We start from the raw sequence: 24,041 nt of genomic DNA, 5'->3' as shown, positions 1-24,041 counted from the left end.
GATCAGTCCCCGGCCTGCGGGTTTCGGATGTGGGTCGTGTCGCCGTCGCGCCACCACAGCACGTCGGCCGTGCGCTGCACCGCGCCCGTCAGCCGAACGCGCAGCTCGTCGTGCACGATCAGATCCCCGTCGTCCTCGGGCACACCGAACAACTGACGCAGCACCACGCCCATCGGCTCACTCGCCCAGGTGCTCGCGCGTCCGGTGCTGATCACCTCGGCCGTGACCGTCTCCGAGACGAGCGGCAGATCGAGCAGAGTGGCCAAGGCGGCCGCCGACTCCACCGCGCCCACCACCAGGTGATGCGGCGGAATCGCCAGACCGAACCACGGCTGATCCAGCACCATCGCCTGCCCTGAATCCACCGTCGCGCCCGACAGCGCCCGCACCAGGTCGGGGAGTTCGAGTTCGCTGAGATCCAGATGCTCTTCGGCGGCCGCGAGCAGGGCGTGGGTACGTGCCGTGACCTGGGGAGTCGGCGATTTCGCCGGGTCCGCGAGTGCCTTCAGCAGCGCTTCGGCCAGTTCCGGGGTGATCGCCGCGGGATCGGCGAGGACCGGGCGCAGGGCGTCGATCTCGGCGCGGGAGAAACCGGGAGGGGCGAATTCGGGGAGCAGACCGGCGAATTCGGGTTCATCGGGGTGACGAAGAACGCCGAGCGCAGTGCCGTCGATGTGGGCGAAACGGCGCAACCACCACGCCGTGTAGCCATCCCGGTCGGCCAGCAGCGGGCGGGTGCGTTCGCCCGCTGCCAGCTGACGCAAGGCCTGCGGCCAGGCGGCGTCATCGACCAGGTCGAGATCGCGCACTGCGGTCAGTTCGGGCGGGTCCTCCGATAGCCCCGCCCACCAGGCCTCTTCGTCCGGGAGGTCGTGGTCGGGGCCGGTCGGATCGATCTCGCTGACGATCGCGAAATCCCAGCCGACACCCACCGCACGGAGTGCCTCGGGGCCGTAGCGATCGACCAGCTCCTGGTCTACTGTGCCGAATGGCGAATCCGCCACCAGCACCGCACGCAGCGGTGCATCGGGCAGCAGCAACTCGTCGGCAGGGAGCAATTCACCTGCGTCATCGGGCAATTCGAGCAAGCCGAGCCAGGACGGAAGCTCGGCGGGATCCGCTTGGGCCGCCAGCCGCAGCACCGCATCGGTGGTGTCCGGATCGGCGGGATTGTCCTCGAGTTCGGCGCGCAATCCGGGATCCGACAGCAGATCGCGCACCGTCGCCTGGCTGGCGCCCAGCCGCGACAGCAGCGGATGCGCGGCCTCCGGATGAATCAAGCGCGCCCAGTGCACCGGGATCGGTGCGTGCAATTCGTCATCGAGAACGGCCGTGCGCGGCCCCGTGACCAGGCGGCCGTCGGCGAGCGGGACCGCGAGTGCGCCGAGTTCTTCGACGGCCAGCGGATCGGTAACGTACGGCTCGAGCGCCGCGTACAGCTCATGCCACCACGCGGGCGAACGATCCAGCCCACCCGACAGCTCGGCCAAGCGCGCCAAGCCGATCCGGTGCACATCGAGGACCGACAGCGCTTCGGAGTGCGGGCCGCCGGACAGTTCCGGAATCACCAGCGGGCCGAGGACATCGGCCAGCAGGGCGGCCAGTTCGGAGCTGAGGCCAGGAAAAACGCTGGCCCGAGTGGGGACGGCGACGGCGTCCTGACCCGAGCCCCCGGAGGACAGCACATCGCCGGGGAGGCCGGGCGGTTCCGCATCGGAGCGGCCCCAATCGGCCAGAGCATGTTCGGCGAAAACTTCGGGTTCGGCACGAGAAGAGTCAGAGCTTGTGTTGTGCCCCGCCGGCGCGATGACCGGCAGCCACGGATGGGTCTGGAGTTCGCGGATGACGGCTTCGCGGAGCAGTCCGTCGGCCTCGCTGCGCGCGAACCCGGGGACGGGAACCAGGGTGAGGCGATCATGTGGCGGGAGGGCGCGGGCGAAATCGGCGTAGCCGGAGGCCAGCTCCGCCACGTGCGCGCCGGGCAGTAGGCGGCGCCGGTCGGGTTGCATGGCGATATCGGCGATCAGCAGAGCCGGGAGCGACAGTTCTTCGTCGGAGCGAGTCGGTGCGCGCAGGACGTCAGGGGCGGCGCGCACCGGTCGACCATCCCGGACCGGGAGCAGCCAGCGGGCGCGGGCGGTACGGAACTGCCACCAGTGCTGATGCACCTGCGGGCCGCTGATCCACAGTTCCTGGATTCCGTTCGCGTAATCCCCTGTGGTGCTGATGAATTCATCATCACCGACACCTACTTCACGCAGGGAGGGCAGCTCGAGCAGGAGGTCGACAACTTCGGACCGCATGGCCGACAGCAAGTCCTGCGCGTCGACGTCATCGCGTAGTCGCAGCACGACCTCGGTATCGAAACCCGTCGCCGGGCCGGTCGAACTCGACCACACCAACCGCAGCGCCGGCGGCTGCCACCGCTCACCCGCAACGGCCCCACCGGGGGGTTGAATGGCGTTCTGGTGCAGCGCGTCCAGAGTCGCGGCGCGCGAGAACCGCAATGACCCGGTCGTCGAGCGGATCTCGATCTCGTCGCTGACCGTCAACACCGCGGTGAAGCCCACGCCGAAGCGTCCGACGCTGGCAGCCGGGTCGGACTTGCCCGACGCGCGCAGTGCGGTCAGGGCATGGACACCGGAACGGTCCAGCGGCGCACCGGTATTCGCGATATGCAGCGAACGGCCGTCCAACCACACCGCGAGCCGACCGGCAGTGCCCGCCTTCGCGGCGGCATCGGCGGCATTCTGCGCCAACTCGGTCAGCAGCCGGTCCCGATACCCGGCCCGCACCAGGTCGGCCTCGGTCGCCTCATCCTCCCGCAGCCGGGTCGGGGAATCCCGCCAGGCCGCGAGCACACCGGCGCGCAGGGACTCGGTGTCGAACGGGTCTTCCCCGGCCGGGCTCAGCTCAGCGCCGATGACCCGGACTCCGACTGGGCGTCCGTCTCGGGGCGATCAGAGTCCGCGGTGGACTCTGATTCCCCAGTGCCATTGGACGATTCGGTCACCGGTATCGACGCGGTGGCCTGCTCGGTCTCGGCGGGCGAAGGAGCTGCCTCGTCGGGGTCCGGCGCTGCCGTTTCGGCGGGCCGATCAGTGTCCGATTCGGCGGGATCGACCGCGGTAGCAGGGCCGTCGGCGGCGGTCGCTGCGTCGGCAGGCTCGATGACGGTGGGCCGGTCGGCAGACTCGACGGCGTCGGCGGGCTCGACGTCCTGCCGACCGTTGATGCCCGAGTCGGGGGCCTCGGCGATCTGCGCGGTTGCGGAGTCATCGGCTCCGGAACCACCCGCCGCGCGCAGCGATTCCGTCGGAACCAGGTCCACCGCGGCATCGTCGTAGGCCTCGTACAGCGGCGAACCCGCGCCACTCGGCACGGTGACGTCGGAGTGCGCGCCGCAGCCGTATTCGGTGTGCACGACGTGTCCGTCGGCGCCCATCGCGTTACCGCAGACACCGAAACAAGCCCGCAGCGCGCCGGCCAGCGGCAGGTAGAAACCGCAGGTGCCGCAGGTCCCCGGAGCGGCTTTGGCCATCTCGGTGTCGGGGCCGAACTCGGTGTACCAGCGCTGCGCGGCCTCCTCACGGCCCTCCAGGCTGAGCACCTGGGAGCGCCCGAGACCCACCTGATAGGCCACCTCGTCGATCTCCGGATCGCCGGTGGCGGTGTAGCCGGGGGCCAGCCGCGGATCGTTCGGCGGCGGGGCCAGCAGATCGCCGGGTGCCAGATCACCGGGGCGCACCCGCTGGTCCCACGGCACGAATTCCGGCGCGATCAACGCGTCCGGGCCGGGCAGCAGGGCCGACTCGCTGACCGTCGGATGGTCGGCGCCCGGCGGGGCCGCCACCACGACCGCCCACTGCCAGCCGCGATAGCCGGCCAGGGTTGCCTCGAAGCGATGTGTTGCCGCGTTGTCGTCCTCGGCGGACACACCAAGATGCGCACCGACCCCGGATGGCTCCAGCTCGAGGAGCGCACGACGGGCAAGCTCGACGGCGTCGGCCAGGATGGGCCGCACGCCGGAGTCCGAAACAGAAACTGCGCTCACGGCCTACATTTTGCCGTATGGAGACCGATCGGCGTTCGCTGGCCGTCGCTGCCCTGCTCTGCCTGCTCACCGCGACCGGCTGCGCGCGCGCCGACGACCCGGCGGATCAGGCGCCACACCTGGTCGTGGAGGTTCTCGGCACCGCACCGCACGACCCGCGCGCCTTCACCCAGGGCTTGCAGATCACCGACGGGGTGCTCTACGAGAGCACCGGTATGCCGGGCGAGTCGGGTGTGCGGGCCGTCGACCGCGCCACCGGCGCCGAACTCGCCGCCGCCGAGTTGCCGCCGCCGCTGTTCGGTGAGGGCATCGCCGTCGCCGGGGCCACGCTGTGGCAGCTCACCTGGAAAGACGGCATCGCCTTCGCCCGCGACCCGGCCACCCTGGCCGAGCGCGGGCAGGTCTCCTACGAGGGCGAAGGCTGGGGTCTGTGCGCCCGTGACGGTCAGCTGGTGATGAGCGACGGCTCGGCCACGCTGGCCTTCCGCGACCCGGTGACCTTCGCCCGCACCGGTTCGGTCGACCTGAACGGCCGCCCGTCGGCCCGCCTGAACGAACTGGAGTGCGCCGCCGACGGCTCGGTCTACGCCAACAACTGGCCCACCGACGAAATCCTGCGCATCGACCCCGGCACCGGCGAGATCCTCGCCACCATCGACGCCTCCGGCCTGCTCCCGCCGAGCGAACGCGCCGGCGCCGACGTCCTCAACGGCATCACCCAGATCCCCGGCACCGACCGCTTCCTGCTCACCGGCAAGTACTGGCCGACCATGTTCGAAGTGCGTTTCGTCCCCGCGTCATAGGCGAACCACGTCACTTTCGGCGGATTCGCCGGAGCGTGCGTGAACCCCACCCGCCGTTGTGGGCCAGAATTGACGTTGTGACGACTCCAAGCGATCCCCCCGGTCCCGATCGCGGTCGGTGGGACGGCGAAGAGTACCCACCGTACGAGCGGCACCCCGGGTTCGACCGGTACCCGCCCCCCAACGCGCCACGCAGACGTCGTCCGCTGCCGCCGCTACCCCCGGACCATCCCGGCACCACGCCGCCACCGACCCGTCCGCTGACCGAGGTCGAGCGCGACCCGAGCCGTGGTGGACGGTTCACGCGGTCGATGCGCAAGGACGAACAGCCGCGCCGGGTCGACGACCGCGCGCAAGCACCCGAGGACGACGCCGGTCGCGTCGACGACCGCCGGGTTCCGCGCAAACTCACCGTCACCCGGGTCGCCGCGCTGCGCGGTAAGGAACTGACCGAGAAGGGGTTCGCCACCTTCCAGCGCGCGGCCAAAGCCGACGGCGCCGACAAGTCGGGTCTGACCGCGCTGACCTACGCGACGATGACGAACTTCGCCCTGGACGCCGCGATCGCCGTCGCCCTGGCCAACACCTTGTTCTTCGCCAGCGCGACCGCCGAGAGCAAGACCAAAGTGGCGCTGTATCTGCTGATCACGATCGCGCCGTTCGCGGTGATCGCGCCGCTGATCGGGCCTGCGCTGGACCGGTTGCAGCGCGGGCGCAGGCTCGCGCTGGCGTCGTCGTTCGCGGTGCGCGCGGTGCTGGCGGTGGTGCTCATCGTCGACTTCGATACCTGGGCGTTGTATCCGCTGGCGCTGTGCATGATGGTGCTGAGCAAATCGTTCGCCGTGCTCAAGAGCGCGGTGACGCCGCGCGTGCTGCCACCGGGGATAGATCTGGTCCGCACCAATTCCCGGCTGACGGTGTTCGGCCTGGTCGGCGGGACAATGGGCGCCGGTGCGGTCGCCGCGCTCGCGGCCGCCGCTTTCGGCTCGACGGGTGCGCTGGTGCTCGCGGTCGCCATCGCCTGCGCGGGCACCTACCTGAGCCTGCGGATTCCGCGCTGGGTCGAGATCACCGAGGGCGAGGTGCCCGCCACCCTGAGCTATCACGGCGACGACCCCGATACCGAAGTCATCCCCTCGGGCAAGAAGTCGGCGGTGCCTGCCCGCAAACGCCGTCAACCGCTGGGGCGCGCAGTGGTGACGGGACTCTGGGGCAACAGCAGTATCCGGGTGCTCACCGGCTTCCTCACCTTCTATGTGGCGTTCGTCGCCAAGGCCACCGAGCATCGTCCGGTGCAGCAGGCGGCCATGCTCGGTGTGGTCGGCGCGGCCGCCGCGATCGGCAATTTCGCCGGTAACGCCAGCGGCGCCAGGATCAAGCTGGGCAGGCCCTCGCTGATCGTGGTCAACTGCACGGCCGCCTGCGCGGTCGTCGCGCTGTTCGCGATCTTCGCCGACAATCTGCTCGGCGCGGCGGTGGCGGCGCTGGTCGCGGCCGGTGCCAGCGCGCTGGCCAAGGTGTCGCTGGATGCCTCGATCCAGGACGATCTGCCGCCGGAGTCGATCGCGTCCGGATTCGGGCGTTCGGAAACCGTGCTGCAGCTGAGCTGGGTGGTCGGCGGCGCGGCCGGTGTGCTGCTGCCGACCGACTACTGGAAGGGTTTCACGGTGGTGTCGGTGATCTTGGTGGCCGGCCTGGTCCAGACTGTGGTGAGCTACCGCGGCCATTCGCTGCTGCCCGGCCTCGGCGGCAACCGGCCCCAGCACGCCGAGCAGGTGGTGCCACACCACGGCACCACCGCCACCCCGAGCCCCGGCCGCCGCCAGAGCCGGACCGCCGACATCAGACGAGGAGATCCCATCCGGTGAGCAAACTCAACGCCCGCACCATCGTCGCGCTGTTCACCGCAGGTGTACTCGTGCTGTCCACCGCCTTCGTCGGTGTGCTGACGGTGCTGGTGCAGAACGCGGAGGAGCACGACCCGGAGATCACCGCGTACGCACACGGCCGCACGGTCACGGTGGCGCCGTTCATGTACTGCACGGTGCGGATGGAGGACTGCCGCTACGGCGAGACCGTCAGCCTGGAGGTGCCGCCGGGGTATCCACTGCAACTGTCGCTGCCCAACGAGATCGCCGAAGCGCCCTGGCTGATCCAGCAGGTGTACGCGCTGCCCTCGGGCGAGGAGATCGCCAAGGTGCGCAGGCACACCGAATTCCCGGACGGGGTGCGCGCGATCACCGTCGAATCGCAGCCGGAACCGGATCTACGCCTGGTCGGGGTGGAGATGCAGCTGCCGATCCTGGCACGCGACGAGACCGGCGCCGAGTTCTACGTGCCGCATGCGGCGTGGTCGATCAGGACCGCCGAGTAGGCACATCCGGACAGCAGAACGGTCGCGAGCATCGAGGATGCCCGCGACCGTTCTGCTATATGGACCGAGCCGTGCGAACGACGCCGCTCAGTGATCGAGTTCGCGGGCGACGGCCCGGACGACCTCGGAGATCCGCTGCGCGGTCTTGCGATCGGGGTACTTGCCCTTGCGCAGGTCGGGCTGCACCTTGGCCTCGAGCAAGGTGATCATGTCCTCGACCATGCCGTGCAGCTCATCGGGGGAATGCCTGCGGGCGGCCGGCTCCTTGCGGGCGGCCCGCTCCTGGCCCTGACGCACCGATGGCGGCGCCTCGAGCAACTTGAGACTCAGCGCCTGCGGTCCACGACGGCCCGCGGCCATCCCGAACTCCACGCGCTGGCCCGGCTTGAGGGTCTCGATGCCTTGGGGCAGCGCGGAAGAGCGGACGTAGACGTCCTCACCCTCGTCCTGGGAAAGGAAGCCGAAGCCCTTTTCGACGTCGTACCACTTCACCCTGCCGGTCGGCACTGCGCTCACCCGTTCATCATTCAAAACCCGGACCCTTGCGGCCCGGGCGGATCCATCTTCGAAGCACCCGCGCGGCGGCGCCGCGATCAGGTCTTGCCCTTGTGCGAAAGAACGCGCCCCACAGGTATGCAGGACGCGCATTGCCGTCGAGTCTACCCCGGTGCCCACCGCTCGAGCACATCAGTTTTACGGTGCAGCGGTGACGAACACTCCCCCGCAGCCGCCATCGGGCGGCTCGCCGCGCCGCTCCGGTGACTGGTTGCTCCAGCTCGCGCTCGGTGTCTTCACGGTCGGCCTGCTGGCGATCGTCGCCATTTTCCTGACGCCCATCCTCACCGACGGGAAGCCGGGGCTGTGGCTGTATCTGCTCGCGATGCTCACGCCGATCGGCTTCGTCTTGGCGCTGGTGTTCACCCTGCGCTCCGGGCGACGAGCCAAGTGACCTCAACTAGTTACCCCGGGCAATCGTTACCCAATCCGGCCTGTGATCCTCATCACATAACGGCCAGGTAACAGAACGTTCTTGCAGTCGCCGCCCCCACCGCGCAGCCCGCCTAGCTGCACAGAGGGGTCTATGCCCGTCCGAGACCGCGCCGAGACCCCCGCGTACACGCCGGTTACCAAATGGTGATTTTTCGCGGAGTTCGTCGTACCGTCTTACCCAGCCGGTCCACCCGGCAACCAAACCACCGGCCCGCCGCACCGAACCTCACCCCGCGGGTACCGGACCCCCGACGGACTTGAGGGGTGAGGGCGGGACGGACGACCTCTCAGTCCGAACCCGAGCGAGAGCGCCTCGCAGGTGCGTACGAGAGGAAGACGAACCCGATATGAGTGGACGCCATCGCAAGCCAACCTCCACCGGGCGCACCGTAGCCAAGGTCGCCGTCACCGGCGCCATCATGGGCACCGCAGGTGTGGCCCTCGCCGGAAACGCCAGCGCGGCACCCGACTCCGACTGGGATCGACTCGCGCAGTGTGAGGCCGGGGGTAACTGGGCGATCAACACCGGCAACGGTTACCAAGGCGGACTTCAATTCTCCCCGAGCACCTGGAAGGCCCACGGCGGCGGCGAATACGCGGCCACTGCGAACCAGGCCACCCGCGAACAGCAGATCGCTGTCGCCGAGCGCGTGCTCGCCTCTCAGGGCTGGGGCGCATGGCCCTCCTGCTCGGCCTCGCTGGGCCTGAGCAGCGGCCCGACCCAGCGTTCGGTCCCCGCCGAGTCCGAGAGCCCGCGCTGGCAGCCCACGCCGCAGCAGCAGGCCGCGCCGCAGCAGGCGGCCGCCGACAGCAGCCAGCAGGTCTTCGACGCCGTCGACCGCGCCATCGCGGTGGTGCAGGCGCAGGGCGTCCAGGTGCCGCAGCAGGCGCTGGATGTGTTCAACGCCGCCAAGGCCAACGGCACCAAGCTCGACCCGGCCGTCGTGAACTTCTTCGAGGCGAACAAGGGTCTGCTCCCCTCCTGACCCGAGTCTCACTACGACTGTGGCCCCGCATCCCATCGGATGCGGGGCCACAGTCGTTTTCAGTCGTTTTCGCGCGCCTCGGTTGGATGCGCTATTTCTGCAAGGCGGGACCCGGCAGCGGCGGGTGGCGAAAACTCTTCGGCACCGGGCAGGCTGAATCACGCCCCGGGCACACCGAAGCCGTCCGCGGACATGCGTCGACGCGGACGGACTTCGAGAGCATTGCCGAGTGCGATGAACTACCGAAGGCGACAGCCTTCGTGTCGCCCACGGTCCGCGACGACGTCGACGGACGCGGGGGCGCGGCTCAGCGGTTGATAACGGTGTGCGGGTGGACGTACGGCAGCTGGTCGGCGGCCACCGGGAATTCGGTGTCCTCGCCGAACGGGGACAGGTTGCCGGAGCGCGAGGACGACAGCTCGGTCACCGCATGCTCACCGTCGGCGACCTGCGGCCAGCCGTTGTCGACATAGGGCTTCTTCGATTTGTTCACCACGCGCCCATTCTGGCATGCGGCCGGCGCGAACCGGGCACATGGTCGCCCCCGAATGCGGTGGCAGGCCCGCCACGGCTCCTGCTCCGGCGGTGTGCGGGCGCACATCGTAGGCTGAATCCGATGACCGGTACCGACTCTCTGGCCGACTGGCTCGGCGCCCGCAGCGATGCCGAGCTGGTGTCGCTGCTCGAGCTGCGGCCCGATCTGGCGGTGCCGCTGCCCTCCTCGATGACGGTGCTCGCCGCCCGCGCCGAACAGCGGGCCTCGGTGCTGCGCGCCGCCGACGAGCTCGACACGCTCGAGTTCGCCATCATCGAGACCCTGGCCGTGCGAGCCGCCTCCGCGCAGCCGCCCTTGACCCGTCGCGAGTTGAAGAAGCTGCTGCGCGAGCGGGTCAAGGCCGCGCCGGTCGACGCCGCGCTGAAGCGGCTCACCGACCGCGCCCTGGTATGGACCGACGGTGACGCCCTGCGCGTGGTACCCGCCGCCGCGGAGGCGCTTCCGTGGCCGATGGGCAGCACCACCGAACTGCCCGACGCGCTGACCGAACCGGAGGTCACCGCCGCGCTGGCCGAGATCTCCCCCACCGAACGGGCTTTGCTCGACAAACTCGCCGCCACCGGCCCGCGCGGACGCACCAAGGACGCCGCCCCCGGCACCCCGCCCGACCGTCCGGTGCAGCAGTTGCTGAACCGGCGGCTGCTGCGGCCCCTGGACGCGGAGACCGTGGAACTACCGCTCACCGTTGCCCAGGTGCTGCGCGGCGAGCCCGTCACCGATCCGCACGCGCTCACCCCACCGGCGCCGGCCACCACCACTCATGCGCCGGACGAGGTGGACGCGGTGGGTGCCGGCGAGGTCGGTGAACTGCTGCGTCATTGCGCGAGCGTGCTCGAGGTTCTCGGCCAGGTGCCCGCACCCGCCCTGCGCGCGGGCGGTCTTGGGGTGCGCGAGACCCGCCGGATCGCCAAGCACACCGGCACCGACGAACAGCGCACCGGCCTGCTGATCGAACTGCTCGCCGCCGCCAAGCTGATCGATCGCGGGCTGCCGGATCCGCCGCCGGATATCGAGAGCACCGACGATTTCTGGGCACCCACCCCGGCCGCCGACTCCTGGCTGGAAGCGCCACCGGCCCGGCGCTGGGTGACGCTGGCGCAGGCCTGGCTGGAATCGGATCGGGTGCCGTGGATGATCGGCATGCGCGACGCCAACGACAAGCCCTTGGCGGCTCTCGCCCATGAACTGCGCACCCCGCATGCGGTCCGCGACCGGCGGGCGATGCTCGCGGTGCTGGCGGAGTTGCCCGCGGGCACCGCCCTCGAGCCGTCCGGCGCGGCGCGCCTGCTGGCCTGGCGGGCACCGCGCTGGCGCAGGCATTTCCGGCTCGAAGCGGTCGAACGCACCTTCGGGGAGGCGGCGGCCCTCGGCATCGTCGGCCGTGGCGCGCTGAGTGGCCCGGGGCGGGCGCTGCTGTCGGCACAGTCCGGCACTGCCGGCGCGGCGGAAGCGGCGATGGAGCAGGCACTGCCCGATCCGGTGGATCACGTCCTGGTGCAAGCGGATCTGACGGTGATCGCGCCCGGTCCGCTCACGGCGGAATTGCAGAGTCGGATCGCGTTGGTCGCCGATGTCGAATCCGCGGGTGCGGCCACCGTGTACCGGATCGGCGAGGCCTCGGTGCGGCGCGCGCTCGACGCCGGGCTCACCGCCGCCGAACTACACGGGCTGTTCAGCAGGCACTCGCGCACCCCGATCCCGCAGGCCCTGACCTACCTGATCGATGACGTGGCGCGGCGGCACGGTCAGCTACGCGCGGGCATGGCGCAGTCGTTCGTCCGCAGCGATGATCCGGCGCTGCTGACCCAGGTGCTGAACGCGCCGGTGGCCGCGGAGCTGGCCTTGCGCGCGATCGCCCCGACGGTCGCCATCTCGCAGGCCCCGCTTGGCGAGCTGCTCGACCGGTTGCGGGCCGCGGGTTTCGCACCGGCCGGGGAGGATTCGGCGGGCACGATCGTGGATCTGCGGCGGCGCGGCGCCCGCATCGCGGTGCGGCCCAATGCCAGGCAGGCGTATCGGCCGGTCCCGCCGAGCACCGAACAACTGGAACTGCTGGTGCGGGAATTGCGCGCCGGCGAGCGCGCGGCCGGAGCCCGGTCGGCGCAATCGGTGCGCCCGGACGGGACCCGTACCGGCACCGCGGCGACGCTGGCACTGCTGCAACTGGCCGCGCGCGGACGCCGGGCGGTGAACATCGGTTACGTCGACGCGGCGGGTACCGCGATCCAGCGGGTGGTGGAGCCGGTGCGGATCGGCAACGGTCAGCTCGACGCGGTGGATCCGGTGACCGGCGCCGTCCGGCACTTCACGCTGCACCGGATCGCGTCGGTCGCCCTGATCGATTAGGTCGCAAGCCGCTCGACTGGCCGGCCTCGCGCACGCTCGACAACCCCCGCCCCCGGAAATAGCTCGGGCCGTGCCGGAATGGCACGGCCCGTTCTGGACGACCGGTTGATCAGGCCTTCGGATCACCGAGGCAGAAGGTGGTCTTGGGCTCGGCCACCGTGATGAACTTGTTGGCGTCCGCGCCGCACAGCAGCTCGTCGACCTGACCGTCGATGCGCTGGATCACCCGGAAGCTGGCCTCGGGAGCGGCGCAATCAGCGAAGCTGTAGCCGGAGAGCATGCTGTCGGCGTAGCAGCTGCCCTGCTTGAAGTTGGGCGCCAGGCACAGGAACGCGGTGGTTCCGCCGTTGAGGGTCTCCTCGTAGGAGGTGTAGTCCTCGGCGCATTCGGTCTTGGTGTCGTAGGTCTGAACGACCTTGTAGACGGCCTTGTCCGACGAGCAATCCACCGGCTCGGTCTCCGAGTCGACCGCCGAAGAGCTGATGACGTTGATGCAGTCGCCGACCTCGGATTTGGCCGTGTCGGACTTGCCCGCGTCCTCGAACATCGAACATCCGGTCACCGCAACCGCCAGCGCGACCGCTGCGACGAAAGCGAGCATGATGCGCGCCAGCAGCCGCGTTCCTGGGAACTTCACGTGAAAACCTCTCTCACCGAAGCGTTCACTGGATCATGAACGCGCGGGTGAGGATACCCGCACGATCACGACGGCCGCATCTGGTCGGGCTGCGGAGCCGATGCTCAGTAGATGCTGGAGAAGCCGAGCATCGACAGGGCGAGAATGCTCGGGAGCAGTCGGCCGAGCATTTGGAAACCGAAATAATTCATCAGTAGTGCCTTCCACATTCCGCCCACGTAATGGACGTACGTCCAATCCGAACACTGAGTCGGTGCCGGACGGCGCGTTGTTACGCCCAACGAGTATGGACTGCGCACCCGATCGACGCGACCGCTGCGATCACCCTGCCCGAGCTCAATATTCCGCTGCGCCAGTGACTCTGATCACACGATGGCGTGTGTGCGCCACTCAGGCCCTGAGGTCACCGGGGAACAGGTATTCGTCCGCCGGCGGCGCGGCCTGATCGAGCCACGCGGCGAAGAAACCGCTCAGATCGGTGCCGGACTCGGACTGGATGAAGTCACGGAACTGCGGCATCGAGGCGTTGCCGTAGGCGTTGGCAGTGGCGAACTCGCGCAGCGCCGCGAAGAAGACGTCATCGCCCAGTTGCTTGCGCAGCGCGTGCAGGAACAGCGGGCCCCGGTAGTAGACGGAGGTGAATTCGTTTCCGGCGCCGGGGTTTTGCAGCGGGATGTCCCAGAAGTGCGGCATCGATGCGGCCTGCGCCACGGTCTCGCGGTACATCGCGTCGACGTCGGCGCCTTCCATCCGCTCGGGCCACAGATAGTCCGCGGTGTAGCTGGCCAGGCATTCGTTGAGACAGATATCGGCCCAGCTGTACACCGAGACCGAATCGCCCCACCACTGGTGAGCGATTTCGTGCACCACGGTGTTCAGATCGGTCCACGGCGCGTAGATCGGACGGGTCTGGGTCTCCAGCGAGAACGACAGGTCCGCGTCGACGTAGATGCCGCCGGAGGTGTCGAATGGGTATGGGCCGTAGAGGGATTCGGTGAAATCGAGAATCTCCGGCAGCCGCTGCTCATGCTCGCGGTTGCCCGCGGCACCGGGCGCGAAGGCGCTCAGCAGCGGGGTCCCGTCGGCGCGGCGCTGCTCGAGGTAGGTGAATTTGTCGATGGCGATGGTCGTCAGATAGCCGAGGATCGGCTGGCGTGCCTCCCAGCTCACCGTGCGCGATCCGTCGCGGACCTCGTCGCGGGTGCGGATTCCGTTGGAGACCACCTCCCATTCGGCGGGCACGGTGGCGTGCAAGGTGAAGGTGGCCTTGTCGCGGGGAGTGTCGTTGAGCGGGTACCAGCTGGTGGCCGAATGCGGTTCACCGACGACGAACGCGCCGCCGCTCGGTGCGAAAGTCCAGCCCTCGCCCGCCGACTCCGTCGCCGGTCCCGCGTACTCGACGGTCACCGTGAACGGCAGCCCGGGCAGCAGCGGCAGCCACGGCCGCACGGTCAGTTCGTGTTCGCCGTGGCGCTCGAAACCGGCGGCGATGTTGTTCACCGTCACCCGCTGCACCGGCGGCCCGGCGAAATCCAGGTTGAACGAGGTGAGGGCCTGGGTTGCGGTGGCGTCGATGCGGGTGGATCCGGTGAGCTGCTTGGCGAGCGGTTCGTAGCCGATGCCGACCTCGTAATGGCGCACGTCGTAGCCGCCGTTGCCGTCGAGCGGGTAGTAGGAATCACCGAGTCCGGGTGCGCCGGCCAGTGGATCGTTCGCCGACTGCGCGCTCACCGGGCCCGCGAGCCCGCACAGCAGCGCCGCCACGACCGCGACGACCGACACGCCGGACAACCTCATACGAACCCACACCCCTCGTTCGACACCGCACCACCCGGTACCGGTGCACCGGCCCCGTTGGATGGTAGTCGCCTCAGCGGGAGGTTCCGCTCAACGCCACCGACGCGCCGAGCCCGACGATCATCGCGCCACCCGTTCCGCCGATCGCTTCCAGTCGCCGCGGCGAACGCGCGAACCAGCTGCGCGCCGCGGCCGCCAGCAACGCCCACGCGCTGTCACTGACCAAGGCGATCGCGAGGAAGACGGTTCCCAGGATGAGAAACTGCACCGGAAGTGGCCCCGAGGCCGGATCGGCGAAATGCGGGAGCACCGCGGCGAAGAAAACGATCGCCTTCGGGTTCGTGATACCGACGACGAAACTCTGCCGGAACACCCGCGCGTCGGCGAACGCGGCGACCTCGCTGCCGAGGGCCTCCCGCAGACTCTTGCGTTCCCGGATGGCTTGGATGCCGAGATGGATCAGATACGCGGCGCCCGAGGATTTTCACCAGCGTCAGCGCCACCGCCGAGGCGGTCAGCAGCGTGCCGAGACCGACCGACACCACTACCAGCGCAACCAGAACGCCGACACAGTGCCCGAGCACCGACACCAGCGCCGCGCGGCGGCCGAGCACCAGCGCACGGCCGATGGTGAACAGCACCCCTGGCCCGGGTACGACGACGATCACGGTGGCAGCAACAGCGAATGCCAGCAGGTTGGCGGCCGGAACCATCCGCTCAGTCTAGAGGCGGTGTCCGGTTCAGGAGCCGAGATCTCCTGGCAGCTGCTGCGGATCGAGCAGCAACCGTTTGGCCGAGCTGCGCCGGACCTTGTCGGCCAGGGCGAGATTGTCCGACAGCAGTCGCCATTCCACTTCGCTGATGGCGGCGCGGGCCCGTTCGATGACGCTGCCGTCGCGGGTACCCCAGGCGATGGGCATGGCATCGACGGCCTGACGCAGCTCACCGACGGTCCTGGAGGCGCGATCGCCGCGTACCGCGATCGCGGGCACCCGCTCCCCCGCTTTGGCCTCATGACCCGGCAGCGCCCGCACCTTGCGCACCACCAGCGCGTAGCGGGTCTCATCGGGCCAGCCGACGTTCACCAGCGCGAGCAGCACCATCCCGCTCGGGTAGGTGTGCGAGACGACGGCCGGGACCAGCTCACCCTCGGCGTACAGCCGGTCGATGCGGGAGCGGCGCGGCGCCCACAGCGCCACCCACAGCGCGGTGACCGCGCCCAGCGCGGAGGCCACGGCCAGCAGATAGGACCAGGGGTGGTTCAACCACACCAGATAGGCGGTGACGGCCGCCGCGACCGCGGCGGCGACCACCGCACTGATGCGCAACCGGCGCAGATCCGCGACAACTTCGTTGACCGCATGGGCATGGCTGCGGTCCACCACGAATTCGAAGCGTCGCACGTCTCATTCCTAGCACAGTTGTGGAGGTGGAGCCTCCGCTTATCCGGCGCCCGCTGCCTCCGCTTATCCGACGGCAGGCCCCAGCAAGTCGTCGGCATCGGTGATGCGATAGGCATACCCCTGTTCGGCCAGGAAACGCTGCCGATGCGCCGCGTACTCCGCGTCGAGCGTGTCGCGCGCGACCACCGAATAGAAATGCGCCTGACCCCCGTCCTGCTTGGGACGCAGCAGCCGGCCGAGTCGCTGCGCCTCCTCCTGCCTGGACCCGAAGGTACCGGAAACCTGCACCGCCACCGAGGCTTCGGGCAAGTCGATGGAGAAGTTGGCGACCTTGCTCACCACCAGTACCGGGATCTCGCCGCGGCGGAAGGCGTCGAAAAGCGCTTCGCGCTCTTTGTTTCTCGTCGATCCCTGGATGATCGGCGCGTCGAGGGCCGCGCCCAGTTCTTCCAGTTGTTCGAGGTAGGCACCGATCACCAGCGTCGGCGCGTCCCGGTGCTTGGCCAGGATGGATTCCACGACGGCGATCTTGGTGTGCGCGGTGGAGCAGAGCTTGTAGCGCTCCTCGGGTTCGGCGGTGGCGTAGGCCATGCGCTCGGCATCGGTGAGCGTCACCCGCACCTCGATGCAGTCGGCGGGGGCGATCCAGCCCTGCGCCTCGATGTCCTTCCACGGCGCGTCATAGCGTTTCGGGCCGATCAGGGAGAACACATCGCCTTCGCGGCCGTCCTCGCGCACCAGGGTGGCGGTGAGCCCGAGGCGACGCCGTGATTGCAGGTCGGCGGTCATCCGGAACACCGGCGCGGGCAGCAGATGCACCTCGTCGTAGATGACCAGGCCCCAGTCACGGCTGTCGAACAGTTCCAGATGCTTGTACTCGCCCTTGGTGCGCCGGGTGATCACCTGATAGGTGGCGATGGTGACCGGGCGGATCTCCTTGCGTTCGCCGGAGTACTCGCCGATCTCGTCCTTGGTGAGCGAGGTGCGCGCCAGCAGCTCGCGCCGCCACTGCCGCCCGGCGACGGTATTGGTGACCAGGATCAACGTCGTGGCCTTCGCGCGCGCCATGGCGGCGGCACCCACCATCGTCTTGCCCGCACCACACGGCAGCACCACCACACCCGAGCCGCCGGCCCAGAACGAGTCGGCGGCCATCTCCTGGTAGTCGCGCAGATGCCAGTGGCCGCCGGTGTAGTCGAGCTCGATCGGATGCGCCTCGCCGTCGACGTAGCCGGCCAGGTCCTCGGCGGGCCAGCCGATCTTGAGCAACATCTGTTTGATGTGGCCGCGTTCGGACGGATGCACGATCACCGTGTCGTCGTCGATGCGTTCGCCGAGCATCGGCGCGATCTTCTTGTGCCGCAGCACCTCTTCGAGCACCGCGCGGTCCAGGCTCACCAGGGTGAGCCCGTGCGCGGGATGCTTCACCAGCTGCAATCGGCCGTAGCGGGCCATGGTGTCGACGATGTCGACCAGCAGCGGTTGCGGCACCGCATAGCGGGAGAAGTTGACCAGGGCGTCGACCACCTGCTCGGCGTCGTGCCCGGCGGCGCGCGCGTTCCACAGGGCCAGCGGGGTGACCCGGTAGGTGTGCACATGCTCGGGCGCGCGCTCCAACTCGGCGAAGGGCGCGATGGCCTGACGCGCCGCGTCGGCCAGTTCGTGATCGACCTCGAGCAGCAGCGTCTTGTCACTCTGAACGATTAGTGGACCTTCGGCCACCGGTGCCTCCTGTGATCTGCTCCCACCCATTGTTCCCGAACCCACCGACATACCCCCGCGACGACGGTACTCCCTGCTCACCGACGGTGAGCGGGCCACCGGCGGCCAACTGGACCGAGACGAACGGGCACCGTCCACGCGAAGATCATCGACATGATCGAGATCGCGGCGATGACGGGTGTGGCGGCGGCCGCGCTGGGGATGGTGCTCACGCCCGGGCCCAACATGATGTATCTGGTCTCGCGAACCGTCTCGCAGGGCAGGCGCGCCGGACTGGTGTCGCTGACCGGTGTCGCGGCCGGATTCGGGGTGTATCTGCTGGCCGCCGTCGCCGGTATCACCGCGGTGTTCGCGGTGGTCCCCGGGCTGTACCTGGCGGTGAAGCTGGCCGGCGCCTGCTACCTGCTGTGGCTGGCCTGGCAGGCGCTGCGTCCGGGCGGTGTGTCGGTGTTCACGCCGACCACGCTGCCCGCCGATCCGGTCCGGCGGCTGTTCGCCATGGGCCTGGTCACCAATCTGCTGAATCCGAAGATCGCGATCATGTACATGGCACTGATCCCGCAGTTCGTGCATCCGGGACCGACACCGGTGTGGGTGCAGAGCCTGTGCCTCGGGGCGATCCAGATCAGCGTCGCGTTGACGGTCAACGCGCTGATCGTGCTCGGCGCGGGTCAGGTCGCGGCGTTCTTCACCGCACGGCCGGTGTGGTTGCGCATACAGCGCTACTTCATGGGGACGGCGCTGGCGGGCATCGCCGCGGTGGTCGCCACCGACCGCGCTCGGCCGGTACCCGCCTGATATCTCCACCGACTCGCGCCGGGAGGTCGATGCCGCGGCCTGGCGATTCGATCGCGAGCCGGGGCTGCCGAGATCGCCGCGGCGGTGCCGGCCCGCGCCTCATCCGATGGGCGCACCGACTCGCAATCGCCGCACTCCCTCGTCCAGGGTCTCGTCGCGCTTGCAGAAAGTGAAGCGCACCAGGTGCTTCCACTCCTCGGGATGATCGGTGAAGACGCTGACCGGGACCGCGACGACACCGAGCCGGGTCGGCAGCTCACGGCAGAACGCGAGGCCGTCGGTGGCGCCGAAAGGCCGGATATCGCCGCAGACGAAGTAGCCGCCGGCGCTGGAGTAGACGTGGAAACCGGTGTCGGCCAAGGCCGATGACAGCCGTAACCGCCGGTCCGACAGCGAGGTGCGCGATGCGGCCACCCAGTCGAGTTCCTCGGTGAGCGCGTGCGCGACGGCGGGTTGGAACGGGCCGCCGGCCACGAACGTCATGAACTGCTTGGCGGCGAGCACGCCGTCGATCAATTCCGGTGTGGCACAGACCCATCCGGTCTTCCATCCGGTGACGCTGAACGTCTTGGCCGCACTCGACACCACCAGCGTCCGTTCCCGCATTCCCGGCAGCGTGGCCAGGCTGATGTGCTCGGCACCGTCGAAGACCAGGTGTTCGTAGACCTCGTCGGCCAGCACCAGCAGGTCGTGTTCGCAGGCGAGTTCGGCGATGGCGGTGAGGTCGTGGCGATCGAGCACGGTTCCGGTGGGGTTGTGCGGCGAATTGACCATGATCATCCGGGTTTTCGGGGTGATCGCGGCGCGCAGGCTGTCCAGATCCAGCACGAATCGGTCGCCGTCGGCGACGAGCCGGGCGGTGCGGCGGTGCGCACCCGCGAGGGCCACGGCAGCGGCGTAGGAGTCGTAGTAGGGCTCGATCAGCACCACCTCCTGCCCGGGTTCCACCAGGCCGAGCACCGCCGCGCTGATCGCCTCGGTCGCGCCGACGGTTACCAGGACCTCGGTTTCCGGGTCGTATTCGGTGCCGTAGCGGCGAGCCCGGTCGGCGGCGACGGCCCGGCGCAGCACCGGCATGCCGCGGCCGGGCGGGTATTGGTTGAGGCCGTCGGCGATGGCCTGCCTGGCCACCTCGAGCATGCCCGCCGGGCCGTCGGAATCGGGGAAGCCCTGGCCGAGGTTGATCGCGTCGTGCCGGACGGCGAGTTCGGTCATCTCGGCGAAGATCGTGGCGCCGAAGGGCCGCAGGCGGACGACGGTCGCTGGGTGCTGGCGCATACCGGCGAGCCTAGAGCGCGGCGAAATCCCGCCAGAATTAACCCGCGAATCGCTAGCGTTGCCACCAGATAGCGAACGGCTATGTTTCACATTTCTTTTCCCGCTTCTACCTGCATGGTTGTGCGTTGCCCCATGGACAGCTAGCCTCGCCGTGTTCTATTTCACAGCCCGTCACGGCGGGTATCTCGAAAGGGGCGTCTATGGCCTCATACCTCGACCTGATAGCGAATCCGGCCGCGTCGGAGGTCGCCGGATTCCTGTTGGGTCAGCTTCGCGACGTAGCCAACGACCTGATCGCGGGTTTCGGCTCCTCGACCCCCGACTGGGGTCTGGGATCGTCGACCGGCGATCACAGCACCGGTTCCTCGACCGGCGACTGGTTCACCGGCTCGGCTACGCCGTAGCGCAGAACCCGCCGGGCCGGGATGCGCGGCCCGGTCCGGCGGGGGCGCTCGCCCTGCTCAGCCGACGCGGACGCCCCTGAGTTTGTCCGGGTTGGCGATATCGTACGTGCCCCAGACCAACCCATCGCGCACCGCGAATCCGACCACCCGTCGCGGCGTCCCCGGATAACGCCCATCCCCCGCCTGCTCGGGCACCAGCGCACCGAGCTGGCCGTTGACCGACACGATCTCCATCCGGCGCAGGAATTCCTCCCCGACATCGGCCATGCCGTACTTGTGCAGCAGCCCGACGAAGAACCTGGCGATCTTGTCCGCCCCGTGCAGCACATTGACCGCCGTCGACGTGGTGCCGTTGGCATCGCCGATCATCACCGCGTCCGGGTGCAGCGCCGCCGTCACCGCCCGCACATCCCCCGTCGTCAGCGCCTCGAGCAGACGCTGCACCGCGGCGGCATGGTCGTCGTCGGCGACCGGCTCCGGAGCGCGCGACACCGACTTGCGAGCGCGCACGGCCAGCTGCCGGGCCGCGTCGGGGGTGATCTCCAGAATCTCGGCGATCTCGTCGAACGGCACCGAAAGCCCATCGTGCAGCACGAAAGCCACCCGCTGGGCCGGGGTCAGCGAATCCAGCACCACCATGGCGGCAAACCGGAATTCCTGCCTGCGCACCACTGCTTCCAGCGGATCGGGGGCACTCGACGCGCCGACCCCGGTGACCACCGGTTCCGGCAGCCACTGCCCCACATAGCTTTCCCGCCGCGCCGCGGCACTGCGCAAGCGATCCAGGCAGATTCGGCTCACCACCGTCGTCAGCCAGGCCCGCAGATCCTCGATCTCGGACTGCCTGGCGCCGGCCAGCCGCAGCCAGCTCTCCTGCACCGCGTCCTCGGCATCGGCCACGCTGCCGGTCAATCGGTAGCCCACCGACAGCAGATGCGACCGATGCGATTCGAACAGGTCTGCGAGCAATGCGGCTACCACCAGTCGGAGTCTACGGACCGTGGATCATCCACCCACGCCGCCCTCACCTCCAGGAAAACCCGATGAACCGACCGGCGGGTCCGTGCCACCATGAGGCGATGGAGGAACGGACACTCACCGACGGCACCGTCTGGTTGTCGCGGCCACGTGCGGCCGATATCGACACGATCACCGCACTGTGCCAGGAGCCGTCCATCGGCGAATGGGTGACGATCCCGGTGCCCTACGGCCGCGGCGAGGCCGAGTCCTTCCTCACCGATATGGTCGATCCGGGTTGGGCCGCACGTAGCCCTACCTGGGCCATCCGCCCCGCCGAGGACGGACCGGTGATCGGCATGATCGCGCTCGGCGCGCGCGACGAGACAGCGTCCGAGATCGGCTTCTGGCTCGGATCGGATTTTCGTGGCAAGGGCGTGATGTCGCGTGCCGTGCGTCTGGCCTGCGATTTCGGCTTCGACCGTGCGGGCCTGGGCCTGATCAGGATCAGCTGGCGCGCATTCGTCGGCAACTATGCGTCGGCGGCGGTGGTGCGCCGCAACGGGTTCCGCTACGAGGGCACCGATCGGTTGGGCAGCCTGCAACGTGGCGTCCGGCGCGACAGCTGGCTCGGCGCCCGGCTGGTCACCGACCCGCCGGGCCCTGCATCGGACTGGCCGGCGCACACGCTCGAGGACCCGGCTCGGCCCGAGGCAGGTATCCGTTGAAACAACGCCCACGCTCGGTCCGGGCCGCGCTAGCGCCAAGCGCACCCACGCGAGCCGCGGACCTCGTCTCCGACGAGTAATCCCGCCGATCACTTCCGACCCCACCGCGATGGAGCGGCAACGTCGACACCGTACAGGTTCCGCGCAGTGAACAGCAGTGGATTTCGCCCGCGGACCGGTTGCCGGCGTAGTTTCGCAGGGTATGGCACACGATGCGCGATTCCTGTGGTTCCGCGAGATCGTCGCCCCGGCCCCGGCCGATCGCCTGCTCGAGATCGGCCCGGGTTCCAGCGATTCGCTCGCGGTGCTGGCCGAACCGCTCGATACCGGCTTCATCGTCGGGATCGACCGCTCGGCCACGGCTGTTGCACGCGCGGCGAAACGGCATGCCGCGTTGATCGAATCCGGGCGGGTGCTGGTGCGGCAGCTCGCGCTCGAGGAGTTGACCCGCGAGCACGCGGCCGCGTTGGCGCCGGGTGGGTTCGACAAGATCCTCGCGGTCAATGCAAATGTGTTCTGGACCCGCGATCCCGCCGCCGAACTGGCGGTCCTGCGCGAATCCCTGGCGCCGGGCGGCGCACTACACCTGTTCTACGGCTACGGCGAACCCGGTGACCGCACCTCGACGGCGCCCGCGCCGACGCCGCGCCATCTGACCGACCACCTGACCGGGGCGAGGTTCGACGTCGGCACGGTCACCTCGGGTGAGCTGCTCGGCGTCATCGCCACGCCCCGGTAGGTCGTCTCGATCACCGCTGGCCTCGGAACTTCAGCGCTCGCGGCGCCGGGCCACGGCGTCGGCCAGCCGGTCCAGCTGCGCGGCGGTGGTGTTCCAGTCGATGCAGGCATCGGTGATGGACTGGCCGTAGGTGAGGTCCTCGGCGTGGCCGAGGGTCAGGTCCTGGCGGCCGGCCTCGATGAAGCTCTCCAGCATCACACCGACGACGCCCTGTTCACCGGCAGCGAGTCGTTCGGCGATATCGGTGACCACGTCGACCTGCTTGTTGTGGTCCTTGTTGCTGTTGCCGTGGCTGGCGTCGACGACGATGCGCTTGGGCAGCGACGCCTTCTCCAACCGCAGGCAGGCCTCGGCGACCGAGGCGGCGTCGTAATTGGGGCCGGTGCTGCCGCCGCGCAGGATGACGTGGCAGTCCGGGTTGCCGGTGGTGCGGATGAGCGCCGAACGCCCGTCGAGGTCGGTGCCGGGGAACACGTGGCTGGCCGCGGCCGCCCGCACGCCGTCGACAGCGACCTGCACGTCACCGTCGGTGCCGTTCTTGATGCCCACCGGCATGGACAAAGCGCTGCTCAGCTGACGATGCACCTGGCTGGCGGCAGTGCGGGCGCCGATCGCGCCGTAGGAGACCAGATCCGCGATGTACTGCGGGGTGATCGGGTCGAGGAATTCACACGCCACCGGCAGGCCGAGCGCGGTGATGTCGGTGAGCAGTTTGCGGCCGATGCCCAGCCCGGTGTTGACGTCGAAGCTGCCGTCCAGGTGCGGGTCGTTGATCAGGCCCTTCCAGCCGAGGGTGGTGCGCGGCTTCTCGAAGTACACCCGCATCACCACGTGCAGCCGGTCGTCGAGTTCGGCGGCCTTGGCGGCCAGGCGGCGCGCGTAGTCGAGCGCGGCGGCCGGGTCGTGCACCGAGCACGGTCCGACGATCACCATCAGGCGGTCGTCGTCGCCGTTGAGCACGTCGACGGTGGCCTTGCGGCCCGCGCGGACGGTGTCGGCGAGTTCGTCGGTAATGGCGTGCACAAGGCGAACCTCAGCCGGGGAGCGTAACGGGCTGACGCTGAGGGTGCGCTGATCGTCGAGATCGGAATGGCGGGAATCGACGTCTACTGCGGTGGTCATCGTGGGGTTGGTTCCTTATCTCCAGGCCGACCCACGGTGGTGAACCCCGTCGAGCCGGTCATCATCCGGCTCGGGGTGGGAATCTGGTCAGCGCGCGCGGTTGCCGCAGACCGGCCCACCCAGGGCCGGCTTGCTAAACCAGAAATACACGCGCTGCACGGAAGGCACGCTACCACGGGATGAACGCCGGGTGCCCGGCCGGGCGGTGTGAGCTCAACTGCTGTGACCAGCCCCACACGCGCGAACCGGTCCCACCGGGCCCATAGCAGCGGCCGGCGCGCATCAAATTTCGAGCGAAGCGAGACCGAGCCTCAAAGTTCACGGCCCGTCTCGCGCCTCGGCGACCG

At 69.2% G+C, this 24,041-nt stretch carries 21 protein-coding genes and 1 pseudogene; 10 read left to right on the top strand and 12 right to left on the bottom strand.

Annotated elements, in window-relative coordinates:
* Positions 1–2: 2 nt before the first annotated feature.
* Both RJ05_RS03280 and RJ05_RS03275 read right to left on the bottom strand, forming a co-directional pair.
* Entirely contained in the window at positions 3–2,861 is a 2,859-nt protein-coding gene (locus RJ05_RS03280; protein WP_036532950.1) for a sacsin N-terminal ATP-binding-like domain-containing protein, read from the bottom strand.
* A gap of 47 nt (positions 2,862–2,908) precedes the next feature.
* Positions 2,909–4,054, bottom strand: coding sequence for a DUF3027 domain-containing protein (locus RJ05_RS03275; RefSeq protein ID WP_249040590.1), 1,146 nt, complete (start codon positions 4,052–4,054; stop codon positions 2,909–2,911).
* A gap of 17 nt (positions 4,055–4,071) precedes the next feature.
* Between RJ05_RS03275 and RJ05_RS03270 the strand changes: the two genes are divergently transcribed.
* The 3 genes from RJ05_RS03270 to RJ05_RS03260 all read left to right on the top strand — a co-directional run bounded on the left by RJ05_RS03270 (position 4,072) and on the right by RJ05_RS03260 (position 7,231).
* A complete protein-coding gene (locus RJ05_RS03270) occupies positions 4,072–4,857 on the top strand; it encodes a glutaminyl-peptide cyclotransferase (RefSeq protein ID WP_036532945.1) in 786 nt (261 codons plus the stop codon).
* A gap of 77 nt (positions 4,858–4,934) precedes the next feature.
* On the top strand, positions 4,935–6,725 hold the full coding sequence (locus RJ05_RS03265; protein WP_085996149.1) for an MFS transporter: 1,791 nt from the start codon (positions 4,935–4,937) through the stop codon (positions 6,723–6,725).
* The gene (locus RJ05_RS03260) at positions 6,722–7,231 is read left to right on the top strand and encodes a DUF2771 domain-containing protein (protein WP_036532943.1); all 510 of its coding nucleotides are present in this window, start codon (positions 6,722–6,724) and stop codon (positions 7,229–7,231) included. The genes RJ05_RS03265 and RJ05_RS03260 overlap by 4 nt, the downstream gene beginning before the upstream one ends.
* Before the next feature lie 87 nt (positions 7,232–7,318).
* On the opposite strand, the gene RJ05_RS03255 is transcribed toward RJ05_RS03260, so the two are convergent.
* Entirely contained in the window at positions 7,319–7,738 is a 420-nt protein-coding gene (locus RJ05_RS03255; RefSeq protein WP_171048022.1) for a cold-shock protein, read from the bottom strand.
* A gap of 199 nt (positions 7,739–7,937) precedes the next feature.
* Here RJ05_RS03255 and RJ05_RS03250 point away from each other — a divergent pair, with 199 nt between their 5' ends.
* Both RJ05_RS03250 and RJ05_RS03245 read left to right on the top strand, forming a co-directional pair.
* A complete protein-coding gene (locus RJ05_RS03250) occupies positions 7,938–8,180 on the top strand; it encodes a hypothetical protein (protein ID WP_051016166.1) in 243 nt (80 codons plus the stop codon).
* A 388-nt stretch (positions 8,181–8,568) separates the two neighbouring features.
* A complete protein-coding gene (locus tag RJ05_RS03245) occupies positions 8,569–9,207 on the top strand; it encodes a resuscitation-promoting factor Rpf1 domain-containing protein (protein WP_036532939.1) in 639 nt (212 codons plus the stop codon).
* A gap of 307 nt (positions 9,208–9,514) precedes the next feature.
* Here RJ05_RS03245 and RJ05_RS03240 read toward each other — a convergent pair whose 3' ends face one another.
* Positions 9,515–9,703 (bottom strand): hypothetical protein, encoded by a 189-nt coding sequence (locus RJ05_RS03240; protein ID WP_036532937.1) that lies wholly within the window; start codon positions 9,701–9,703, stop codon positions 9,515–9,517.
* Between the two features lie 120 nt (positions 9,704–9,823).
* Between RJ05_RS03240 and RJ05_RS03235 the strand changes: the two genes are divergently transcribed.
* Positions 9,824–12,109, top strand: a complete 2,286-nt coding sequence (locus RJ05_RS03235; protein WP_036532934.1) for a helicase-associated domain-containing protein — start codon at positions 9,824–9,826, stop codon at positions 12,107–12,109.
* A 109-nt stretch (positions 12,110–12,218) separates the two neighbouring features.
* On the opposite strand, the gene RJ05_RS03230 is transcribed toward RJ05_RS03235, so the two are convergent.
* The 5 genes and pseudogenes from RJ05_RS03230 to RJ05_RS03210 form a co-directional block, all read right to left on the bottom strand.
* Entirely contained in the window at positions 12,219–12,746 is a 528-nt protein-coding gene (locus RJ05_RS03230; protein WP_036532933.1) for an LppU/SCO3897 family protein, read from the bottom strand.
* A gap of 390 nt (positions 12,747–13,136) precedes the next feature.
* Positions 13,137–14,528 carry a M1 family metallopeptidase gene (locus tag RJ05_RS03225; protein WP_306306369.1) on the bottom strand — a complete coding sequence of 464 codons (1,392 nt, stop codon included), beginning with the start codon at positions 14,526–14,528 and terminating at the stop codon, positions 13,137–13,139.
* An 88-nt stretch (positions 14,529–14,616) separates the two neighbouring features.
* A pseudogene (locus RJ05_RS03220) lies at positions 14,617–15,256 on the bottom strand (LysE family translocator).
* Between the two features lie 27 nt (positions 15,257–15,283).
* Positions 15,284–15,946 carry a DUF3239 domain-containing protein gene (locus RJ05_RS03215; protein WP_051016164.1) on the bottom strand — a complete coding sequence of 221 codons (663 nt, stop codon included), beginning with the start codon at positions 15,944–15,946 and terminating at the stop codon, positions 15,284–15,286.
* Positions 15,947–16,009: 63 nt separating this feature from the next.
* Positions 16,010–17,668 carry a DNA repair helicase XPB gene (locus RJ05_RS03210; RefSeq protein ID WP_036532929.1) on the bottom strand — a complete coding sequence of 553 codons (1,659 nt, stop codon included), beginning with the start codon at positions 17,666–17,668 and terminating at the stop codon, positions 16,010–16,012.
* 153 nt (positions 17,669–17,821) lie between these two features.
* Here RJ05_RS03210 and RJ05_RS03205 point away from each other — a divergent pair, with 153 nt between their 5' ends.
* Entirely contained in the window at positions 17,822–18,466 is a 645-nt protein-coding gene (locus tag RJ05_RS03205; protein ID WP_036532928.1) for a LysE family translocator, read from the top strand.
* Positions 18,467–18,565: 99 nt separating this feature from the next.
* Here the strand turns inward: RJ05_RS03205 and RJ05_RS03200 are convergent, their stop codons facing one another.
* A complete protein-coding gene (locus tag RJ05_RS03200; RefSeq protein ID WP_036532926.1) occupies positions 18,566–19,744 on the bottom strand; it encodes a pyridoxal phosphate-dependent aminotransferase in 1,179 nt (392 codons plus the stop codon).
* A gap of 200 nt (positions 19,745–19,944) precedes the next feature.
* Here RJ05_RS03200 and RJ05_RS03195 point away from each other — a divergent pair, with 200 nt between their 5' ends.
* Positions 19,945–20,148, top strand: coding sequence for a hypothetical protein (locus RJ05_RS03195; RefSeq protein WP_036532925.1), 204 nt, complete (start codon positions 19,945–19,947; stop codon positions 20,146–20,148).
* Positions 20,149–20,205: 57 nt separating this feature from the next.
* Here the strand turns inward: RJ05_RS03195 and RJ05_RS03190 are convergent, their stop codons facing one another.
* The gene (locus tag RJ05_RS03190; protein ID WP_036532923.1) at positions 20,206–21,129 is read right to left on the bottom strand and encodes a sigma-70 family RNA polymerase sigma factor; all 924 of its coding nucleotides are present in this window, start codon (positions 21,127–21,129) and stop codon (positions 20,206–20,208) included.
* Between the two features lie 98 nt (positions 21,130–21,227).
* Between RJ05_RS03190 and RJ05_RS03185 the strand changes: the two genes are divergently transcribed.
* Both RJ05_RS03185 and RJ05_RS03180 read left to right on the top strand, forming a co-directional pair.
* Positions 21,228–21,833, top strand: a complete 606-nt coding sequence (locus RJ05_RS03185; protein ID WP_036532921.1) for a GNAT family N-acetyltransferase — start codon at positions 21,228–21,230, stop codon at positions 21,831–21,833.
* A gap of 202 nt (positions 21,834–22,035) precedes the next feature.
* Positions 22,036–22,572, top strand: a complete 537-nt coding sequence (locus RJ05_RS03180) for a class I SAM-dependent methyltransferase (protein ID WP_036532919.1) — start codon at positions 22,036–22,038, stop codon at positions 22,570–22,572.
* Between the two features lie 30 nt (positions 22,573–22,602).
* On the opposite strand, the gene RJ05_RS03175 is transcribed toward RJ05_RS03180, so the two are convergent.
* A complete protein-coding gene (locus RJ05_RS03175) occupies positions 22,603–23,694 on the bottom strand; it encodes a 3-deoxy-7-phosphoheptulonate synthase (RefSeq protein WP_036532916.1) in 1,092 nt (363 codons plus the stop codon).
* Between the last annotated feature and the right edge of the window lie 347 nt (positions 23,695–24,041).

Origin of the sequence: Nocardia cyriacigeorgica NBRC 100375, from assembly GCF_000308555.1 — a bacterium.
GTDB lineage: Bacteria > Actinomycetota > Actinomycetes > Mycobacteriales > Mycobacteriaceae > Nocardia > Nocardia cyriacigeorgica.
This window is presented reverse-complemented; position numbering and strand designations above follow the sequence as displayed.

Excerpts from the sequence above, each read along its gene's own strand:
- RJ05_RS03270 (WP_036532945.1), top strand. The coding sequence starts at position 4,072 with ATGGAGACCGATCGGCGTTCGCTGGCCGTCGCTGCCCTGCTCTGCCTG.
- RJ05_RS03245 (WP_036532939.1), top strand. The coding sequence starts at position 8,569 with ATGAGTGGACGCCATCGCAAGCCAACCTCCACCGGGCGCACCGTAGCC.
- RJ05_RS03235 (WP_036532934.1), top strand. The coding sequence starts at position 9,824 with ATGACCGGTACCGACTCTCTGGCCGACTGGCTCGGCGCCCGCAGCGAT.
- RJ05_RS03205 (WP_036532928.1), top strand. The coding sequence starts at position 17,822 with ATGATCGAGATCGCGGCGATGACGGGTGTGGCGGCGGCCGCGCTGGGG.
- RJ05_RS03200 (WP_036532926.1), bottom strand. The coding sequence starts at position 19,744 with ATGCGCCAGCACCCAGCGACCGTCGTCCGCCTGCGGCCCTTCGGCGCC.
- RJ05_RS03195 (WP_036532925.1), top strand. The coding sequence starts at position 19,945 with ATGGCCTCATACCTCGACCTGATAGCGAATCCGGCCGCGTCGGAGGTC.
- RJ05_RS03185 (WP_036532921.1), top strand. The coding sequence starts at position 21,228 with ATGGAGGAACGGACACTCACCGACGGCACCGTCTGGTTGTCGCGGCCA.
- RJ05_RS03180 (WP_036532919.1), top strand. The coding sequence starts at position 22,036 with ATGGCACACGATGCGCGATTCCTGTGGTTCCGCGAGATCGTCGCCCCG.
- RJ05_RS03175 (WP_036532916.1), bottom strand. The coding sequence starts at position 23,694 with ATGACCACCGCAGTAGACGTCGATTCCCGCCATTCCGATCTCGACGAT.